Raw genomic sequence first — 8,128 nt, forward strand, 5'->3', positions numbered from 1 at the left:
GCATTAAAACAAGGGCTTAACTGATTTTATTTCAAATCATTAAGCCCTGTTTTTTTATATAGGCTGCGACTTTTAGGGTTATTATAATTTTTTTGTAGTTTAACAATTTTCAATAAGTTTCTTCGCAGTAATTGAGGATTCACTAACGGCAGAAGTAATTCTTCGTTAATCAACTCTTGTTTTGCTTTATCCCAAGATTGATTGTCTTTTAAAAAAAGAAGCGTAAACAATTTACTATGATACTTTTTGTCTCGACTAAACCATAAAATATAAACATAATTTGCAGAAATTTCTTTTATTTTTGTCTCTGAACCCTTCTCCAACAAGTTGTTTTTTTTGATGTAGGAAAGAAGTATAAAGAATAAATCAATATCTGAAATGATAATCTGTTTTAGTAAGAAGGGAGGGAAATTATCTTTACCTTGTTTGATAATATTTATTGCGAATCGTGTTAAAGTGCTTGCCGTTATTTCATTGTTCTCATCTTTTTCAATCAGCCTTTCTAGTTTTTTCCTATAGTCCTCATCTTTTATCGCTTTTCTAAACGATTTGATGTTGTATACTGGAACATAATGTGAAAAATTATTCACTTCGCAATTTGCCAACCTAGAAAATAAGTTAATAACCTTACTCGGAGCTATAAACGATGCCCCTATTTCCTCAACTAATTCTTTGCTTTTTGGAAATGCAGCTTTGTAAATTGAATATATTAACTCCTCTCCCGAAATTGGTGTGCCTTGCGAGTTTAATCGAACAAATAAAGTAGGGTCTTTGCTTTCGTCCTGTAAAGTGTCGTCATCTTCTTTTAAAAATTCAGCTTTAACTTGAATTTCAGGTATTTGCAAACATTTTGCGTTTTGTAATCCGTTGAAAATTAGTTCAAAGCTTTCATTGGTAACTCTATCATAGTTCACGTCATCATTGCCGGAATGTTGTGTTTGGATTTTTATACTCTTTAATTCTGATTTTAGTTTTGTCTTGAATTCTTCAACTGTTTCTATATTTTCTAAATCTAGGATAAAAGATAATGGAACAGGATAATATGCATCCCAAGGGTTTATTTTTGAGGGTAAAAGGTCTATGTAGCTTTCTGTCTCTTGTTGGGTCGTGAAATATTTAAAAGCATTTCTCCGATCTTTCATGTCCAAGGGCTTGTTATTCTCTTTTTTATATCCCCAAGGATGTGATTTCGTCAAGACTCGGAATAGAAACTTTTGATCCGGTGTGATTCCTTTTGGTTGTAAATCGATCCAGATGCTTGGCAAATAATTCTTTAACGAAAGAAAATCTCCTTTTCTGTTTTCATCACGAGGATTGAAAAAACCTAAAGCGATAGACGTACTTCTTTGTTGTCCGTCTAACAATAATCGTTCATTAGTTTTTTCATCAACAGACATCAAAACAGCCCCGACAGGATAACCTCTGAAAATCGAATCCCATAATGCTTCTATCTTGTCAGCTTTCCAAACAAAACCCCTTTGTAAAGAAGGCAGTTTTACAATTTTTTCCCGGCCATTTAATTCGTCTTGCCATTTTGAAATATCCCTTAATGTGTAGCTTTTAATTTCCATGTCTCTGTATTTGTAAAACTTTCCAATCCCATGATTTCTCTAAAAATAAACAGTCAATTATCGTATTGCAAAGAGGGAGAACACGACAAAAGATATGAGAAAAATCTATGTCAAGCATTCTTAACTGTTTAAACTCATGACGTTGTCACAAAGCTGGAGCATGTTTTCCTTTTCCCGCCCCATTTGGATGCCTCATGCAGTGACCATTTGTTAGGCTTGGAAGAGAAGGATAGTTTGTTCCGCAATATTTACAGGTATATTGTGATTTCTCGCTCCCTTCATAAAGTTTATGTTTTCCTGTACCACCTCCATTGGGGTGCCTCATACAGGAGCCGTTTGTTAGGCTTGCAACACTTGGGTACTTTGTGCCACAATATTCACAATAAAAATTTGCCATGGTGATTTATTGATTTTGGTTAATACTTCTGTTTAAGTCGTTTGTATCGTTGTCTGTTGTCAACTTTAGTATCCTCTGCTTCACCCACCACATGCCAAACCGGTCAAAATGATCCCGTAAATTAATGTTATTTCCGGCTTTCAATTGGTCGGATAACGCTTGTCTCCCGGCATGCAACACATCTTCGAGGGGAATGGTCGGTCTCCAATATAGTTTGGCCACGGCTAATATATAAACTTCTATACTTTCCGCCAAACGCTCTATGGCTTTTTCATTGCCCAACAGGATTGCTTGCCAAACCTTTTCGAGGGTTGCGGAATCTAATTGTTTTTGTGCGGCCGCAACTATCAGCCGGTCAATCTCTGTTGTGTGATTGCCGTCACTCGCTTTTTGAGTGTTTATATGTTTCATGTCGATTGCATCAAAAGCTATATATCTCGTTTTAACCGGCCTTGAATCCTATCGTATTCATTTTTCGTGTAATGTGGAAGTCCGCTTCACCTTGGTTGAAAATATCCGTCAGCGCCATGGGTTTGGAGATTTCGGTTCTGAACCCCAATTCGTCGGATAGCCGCTGCGCCTTGTGTGTCGCCAATTCGGTAAACTCGTATCGGGCGATAAGCCTGCCTCTGCGTAGTAGGGCTTTGTCTACTTTAGACAGATCGGTATTAAAAGAACAGATGATTTGGATGTTCAGGCAATCTGATAGTAACCCATCGGCAAGATTCAATAGGGCAGATACGGGTGAATGTCCACTGACATCCCGATCCACAATAATCTTTTCCGCGTCCTCGATTACCAATATGGTGTTGCGATGGTTCATCAATAAAGAAAGTAAGTCGGGATTGGTAATGGCCGGAGCCATATCCGGCGGTAAAAAGATAATTTCTTTTTTCAAGGAAGTAGCTAGGAAGCGTACGTAAGACGTTTTGCCCGTGCCAGGCTTGCCATGCAGCAGTACCAATCCTTTGTCGTTTTCTTGGCTAAGACGTTCGTATATAAACTTATGGATAGGCAAAAAATCGTCGTTGTAAGTCGAGCCAATATCCAACTTCGGCTTGGTCAAGGGCAAGCTTTTTGTGTCTATACCTCTTGGAGTGTTAATCAATAAATTTATTTCGGGTTCGTCTTCTTCTTCTTTGCTGGCAAACCGAGACAGCTTGTTGATGATTGCTTCTACTTTTGCAACACTTGTTCTGTGAAAATAATATTTGATATCATTGTTACCGCCGAAATGGATAATCAGATCGTCGTACAGGAAACAATGATACTCTCTTTCTCCAGCTTTTCCGTCATGGGTAACTGATAGTTCGAAGAAATGGTTTTTCAAATCTTGTCGATGGTGTTCTATCAAGAACTGATAAGCCTTTTCGTTATCTATATTGTTTTGATAAATGGTATGGGGTATAGTGAGGAAATGAGCCATGAATAGCGGAAGCGTCCCGATATCTCCAAAGCGATCAAGCGCGTGAAGCAGGTCCGGTTGCGGAGAAAATACGGATGGATTTGTTTCTGTCAAGTGGTTTTGGATTTGGTGAAGTGCCTCCAATTCATTTTTCAATGTATTTAGTTCTTTCATTCTATTTGAAATTGATGTTGTTTATCGATGTATCGTTTAATTTTCTATATCTCATCATCCGAACCAGTCACCCTGCTTTTCCCAAATCAAACCCCACCGGGGCCGCTCCACTGACCTGTTTGAACATTTGTTCCTGCTGGTTGTAAATGTCCGTCAATGTGGTAGGCTTACTAACCGCCGATTGAAAACCGAGCTTTGCTGATAGTTGCTTCGCTTTTTCCGCATCCAATTCCCGGAATTCGTAAGACGCGATTAAACGCCCTTTCCGCATTAGCGCGCTGTCTACTTTGGATAGGTCCGTATTGAACGAGCAAATGATCTGGATGTTCAAGCAATCGGAGAGAAGACCGTCTGACAAGTTCAACAAGGACGATACGGCCGAGCCGCCTTTTTGCCTCCTGTCTATGACGATGTCTTCCGCATCTTCAATGACGAAGATTGAATTAGGGTACTCCAGTAACAGCGAGATTAAATCGGGATTGGTGATCGAGGCCGCCATGTGCGGGGGGAGGAAGAATACTTTTTTATTTACTTTCGTAATCAGATGCCGGATATAGGACGTCTTCCCGGTTCCGGGCTTACCGTGCAGGAGTACAATACCCTTGTCGTTTTTCTTGGATAATCTTTTTAAGATTGTCTGGTGTATCGGAGCGAAATCGTCGTTGTAGTTGTCGTTGATGCTAAACTTCGATGAGCTGATAGACTGGTCGACGGTGTCAAATCCGTCTTTTCCGAAGACTACGAGCGAGATTAATTTACGGTGGTTGTTCCGCTTCTTAAATCTATTGAGTTCCCGATGGAGTGTCTCTGCCTTTATTCGCCTAGAAGCGCTAAACAGAATTTGAATACTTTGGCAGCTCGTGTCAAAATGCACGACTAGCCCGTGATGCAGTACGTAAGTGAAATCGTCATATTCTGCTAGCGCGTTAAGTCGGAAGCAACGTTTGTTGAAATAGGTGTCGCGGATATCATCGGCGTTTTGTGTGGAGAACCATTGTTGCGCCTTTTTGATATTAATGGATTTCTGGTGTATCCAGCAAGGTAACGCGTTAAAAAGAGCTACATAGAATAATCTCGGATTGATAGACTCCCTACTGTGATTGTGCGAAAATACTTCCGATAACGGAATAGATGGATAAGTAACGGCTGTTTTGGCTTCCATATAGTTATTGTTTGGTGCCAAAAGTAGAAGCCTATGACGACAAGAGGTGTCGCTGGTGTGAACGTTTTTTTCTTTTTAGCCTATTTTCTCCTGTCTTTCTTTTCCCTTTGTTCTGCCGTAATGCAAGCCGTACGCATGCTGTATGCGGGCCGTATGTTGCTTTTTCTCGCATACCGCCCGCATCTGCGCCGCATACCGCACGCGAGATGGCAGGGAATGGGGAGAAGAAAGTAGGGTGTTAATCTTCTTCGGATGGCTCCTCTTTTTCCGCTTCTTTCTTCTTTTCCTTTACCTCCAGAAGGTCCCGCAGCTTCCACCGCTTCAGCAAGATTTTCGTCGAATACCGTTTGAGGTGGTATTTTTCAGGTTCGCCGATGAGGAATCCGAAAGCATTCATAGAGGGTACGGCATCGAAGATGACCTTGATGGTGGCCGTTAGGGGCAATGCAAGTATCAAGCCCGCCAGTCCGAACAGCATGCCGCCTAGCAGGATGGAGATGATAGCCATCAACGGGTTGATGCTTACCTTGCTGCCCACGATGTTGGGCGTGATGAGGTTGCCCTCGAGGAATTGCACTACCTGAAACCAAGCGATTACCCCCACAGCGTACCACGCGGTTTCTTTCGTGGCCAGTGCAAAAATCGCGGGGAGGATGGAGCCGATGGCAATGCCGATATAGGGCAGCAGCATCAGCAGCGAGGCCAGCGTACCGAAAAACCACGCGTACTGGATGCCTAATATCCATAGTCCCACCGTGTTGAGTATCGCCACAATACCCATTACGGTGATAAGGCCGAGCAGGTAGCTCTGTACCACCTGGTAAATCTTATTGAGTGTATTGTGCACCGTTTCTTGCGGGGTAGATTTGAATACGCGGAAGAAGAACTCCCGGAAAAATACCCGGTAGTACAGCAAGAAGAAAGAAAACAGGGGTACCAATACGGCCCCGGCGAGTATATTGCCGAGCGATCCGAATGCGGCTGTGATATAGGAAGCCGCATTGGACAGGATTTGGTTGGCCTGGCTCCGCAGCCGTTCCACCACCTCGGTGGGTTCCAGGCCGAAACGCTCTTGCAACCACCGCTGTATAGTGTCAAATATCGATAGGAACTTCTGCTGGATTTCGGCGCCATCCCGGCCGATAACAATCACTTGGTGGATGATGAACCAAACCAATCCGGAAAGTACGGCAATGGCTAAAATAACCGCTAAAAGTGCGGACAGGGCTTTGCCAAACCGCAACCGCTCGAAGGTGCCCGCCACGGGGTACAGCGAGATGGCGATGAGAATGGAAAACATGAGCGGCAACAGCACGCCTTGCAACACATACATCAACGCGATGATGAGCGCCAGCGAAATCAGACTGGCGGCCAGTTCCAGCGAATAAGGCCTTTTAGTAGGATTTTCTTGCATATAATTGATATAAATTCTTGTGTTGTCCGCGTTACTCAAAGGTAATGAAATAATTGTGATAACACACCCATGTTGAAGCGCTGGTAATGGAACAATAATATGCCGAGAATGTTTTCGTGGGCTATTTCGTTGTTGATTACGGGATTAGCGAATAATAGCGAGGAATTTCGTACTTTTGCACGAACATTAGCGTAGATTAACAAACATACTTTGATATTTAGCGATTTTAATTTCGACAGCACCCTTTTTGAAGGATTGAATAGCATGGGCTTCAAAACGCCCACTCCCATACAGGCTGAAACCATCCCGATTATCCAAAACAAAAAAGATTTGATCGCCTGTGCCCAAACGGGTACGGGGAAGACCGCATCCTACCTCTTGCCGGTAATGGATGCGATTTGCCGGATGGAACAGCGGCCACCGGTCAGTGCCCTGATATTGGCTCCCACCCGCGAGCTGGCGATGCAGATCGACCAGCAGGTGGAGGGATTGGCGTATTTCACGGGCATTACCTCCATCGCCATCTACGGCGGCGGAGACGGCATCGGCTATGAGCAGCAGCGCCGGGCTTTGCGCGAAGGTGTCGATATCGTGGTTGCCACGCCGGGCCGACTTATTGCACACATCAGTTCGGGCATCGTAAGGCTGAACGAAATCAAATTCCTGGTGCTCGACGAGGCCGACCGCATGCTTGACATGGGGTTTAAAGACGATATCAACCGCATCGTCCGCGAACTGGCTGCCGAACGGCAGACCATGCTCTTTTCGGCTACCATGCCCCCCAAAATACGGGCGTTTGCCAAGAATCTGTTGAAAAATCCCGAACAGGTCAATATCGCCATGTCTAAGCCCGCCGAGGGAATTGTGCAACAGCAGTACCGCGTGGCCGATAGCCAAAAAACACCGTTACTGAAGCAGATTCTGAAAAGCGGTGATTTCAAAAGCATCATCGTTTTCTCGTCGACCAAGGAGAAGGTAAAGAGCCTGGGCCGGGAGTTAGGTAAGATGGGGCTGACGGTGCAGCCGTTCCACTCAGACCTCGCCCAGGAGGAACGCGAAAAGATACTCTTACGTTTCAAGAATAAGCAACTGCCCATCTTGGTGGGCACTGATGTGCTTTCGCGTGGTATCGACGTGGTGGGCATCGACCTCGTGGTCAATTACGACGTGCCGCCCGATCCGGAAGACTATATCCACCGTATCGGACGGACGGCGCGTGCGGAGACAACGGGCACGGCTATCACCTTTGTGAATAGTCGCGATAGCAGGCGTTTTGCAGCGATTGAACAGCTGATGGAGCGCAAAGTGGACGAGGCAGCACTGCCTGAGGGCATCGAGGCGACGGTGGAGGCTCCGGAGCGTGAAGAACGGCGGCGCGGGGATCGCAACCGCTCGCGGAACAAGCGCAAAGGTAGTAAACCGGGTCATCGCCCAGGTTCCCCGCAGCAAACCAAACAGACTGAGGGAAACACGGAGGTGGCCGCGTCGGACGAGAAGCCGGACGCAGCCCCGAAAAAGAAGAAGCGACCTTTCAAAAGACGGAATAAGAACCGGAAGCCCAACGCCTCGGATGGAGCGGAGGCACCATCGGCGTCTTCTACTTCGGCGTCTTAGGGTACCTATCTATCCGTTAATCTCTGGTGTTTACCTACTTGGGCATTTAATTCGTCCGAGGAAAGGGTGGGTAGGCATGGCATAAAAAGTAACGTTATTTCAAAATAGCTTTCATTTGCGCTGTACTAATAATAAGGTTCGCGCCCTTCTCTTGCAGTCCCTTGGCTAAGGGAGTGTCGTCTTCGTCAACATCTTTTGTGAGTTCATAGGCAGTTACCCAAGATTGTTCACTAATGAGTTCTTCTGAAACCAGCGTGAGATTGGCCAGAATAATTTGCTCTATTTGAATGAGCTGAAATTTGGTTAGCTTCGTATATGGAATTGCAATAGTCTACTGGAGATTTTTTTCTTTTAGGTTAAGGTTGATAGCCTGTCCTTTCATGCGGCTTTT

Annotated in this window: 7 protein-coding genes; 1 reads left to right on the forward strand and 6 read right to left on the reverse strand. The window is 44.5% G+C overall.

The genetic code is table 11. The annotated features are described in order from the left end of the window. Window positions 1-26: 26 nt before the first annotated feature. The 5 genes from ACEVG1_RS20840 to ACEVG1_RS20860 form a co-directional block, all read right to left on the reverse strand. Window positions 27-1,571 carry a DUF262 domain-containing protein gene (locus tag ACEVG1_RS20840; RefSeq protein WP_374745666.1) on the reverse strand — a complete coding sequence of 515 codons (1,545 nt, stop codon included), beginning with the start codon at window positions 1,569-1,571 and terminating at the stop codon, window positions 27-29. A 403-nt stretch (window positions 1,572-1,974) separates the two neighbouring features. Continuing rightward, entirely contained in the window at window positions 1,975-2,379 is a 405-nt protein-coding gene (locus ACEVG1_RS20845; protein ID WP_374745667.1) for a hypothetical protein, read from the reverse strand. A gap of 31 nt (window positions 2,380-2,410) precedes the next feature. Beyond that, complete coding sequence (locus ACEVG1_RS20850) at window positions 2,411-3,547, reverse strand: AAA family ATPase (protein WP_374745668.1); 1,137 nt, start codon at window positions 3,545-3,547, stop codon at window positions 2,411-2,413. Window positions 3,548-3,614: 67 nt separating this feature from the next. Then, on the reverse strand, window positions 3,615-4,709 hold the full coding sequence (locus ACEVG1_RS20855) for an AAA family ATPase (protein ID WP_374745669.1): 1,095 nt from the start codon (window positions 4,707-4,709) through the stop codon (window positions 3,615-3,617). A 238-nt stretch (window positions 4,710-4,947) separates the two neighbouring features. After that, the gene (locus ACEVG1_RS20860) at window positions 4,948-6,123 is read right to left on the reverse strand and encodes an AI-2E family transporter (protein ID WP_374745670.1); all 1,176 of its coding nucleotides are present in this window, start codon (window positions 6,121-6,123) and stop codon (window positions 4,948-4,950) included. Window positions 6,124-6,333: 210 nt separating this feature from the next. Here ACEVG1_RS20860 and ACEVG1_RS20865 point away from each other — a divergent pair, with 210 nt between their 5' ends. Continuing rightward, window positions 6,334-7,737 carry a DEAD/DEAH box helicase gene (locus ACEVG1_RS20865; RefSeq protein WP_374745671.1) on the forward strand — a complete coding sequence of 468 codons (1,404 nt, stop codon included), beginning with the start codon at window positions 6,334-6,336 and terminating at the stop codon, window positions 7,735-7,737. 94 nt (window positions 7,738-7,831) lie between these two features. On the opposite strand, the gene ACEVG1_RS20870 is transcribed toward ACEVG1_RS20865, so the two are convergent. Then, window positions 7,832-8,065 (reverse strand): PIN domain-containing protein, encoded by a 234-nt coding sequence (locus ACEVG1_RS20870; protein ID WP_374745672.1) that lies wholly within the window; start codon window positions 8,063-8,065, stop codon window positions 7,832-7,834. Window positions 8,066-8,128 lie beyond the last annotated feature (63 nt).

This window comes from Parapedobacter sp. 2B3 (assembly GCF_041925275.1).
Taxonomy (GTDB): domain Bacteria; phylum Bacteroidota; class Bacteroidia; order Sphingobacteriales; family Sphingobacteriaceae; genus Parapedobacter; species Parapedobacter pyrenivorans_A.

Excerpts from the sequence above, each read along its gene's own strand:
- ACEVG1_RS20860 (WP_374745670.1), bottom strand. The coding sequence starts at position 6,123 with ATGCAAGAAAATCCTACTAAAAGGCCTTATTCGCTGGAACTGGCCGCC.
- ACEVG1_RS20840 (WP_374745666.1), bottom strand. The coding sequence starts at position 1,571 with ATGGAAATTAAAAGCTACACATTAAGGGATATTTCAAAATGGCAAGAC.
- ACEVG1_RS20845 (WP_374745667.1), bottom strand. The coding sequence starts at position 2,379 with ATGAAACATATAAACACTCAAAAAGCGAGTGACGGCAATCACACAACA.
- ACEVG1_RS20850 (WP_374745668.1), bottom strand. The coding sequence starts at position 3,547 with ATGAAAGAACTAAATACATTGAAAAATGAATTGGAGGCACTTCACCAA.
- ACEVG1_RS20855 (WP_374745669.1), bottom strand. The coding sequence starts at position 4,709 with ATGGAAGCCAAAACAGCCGTTACTTATCCATCTATTCCGTTATCGGAA.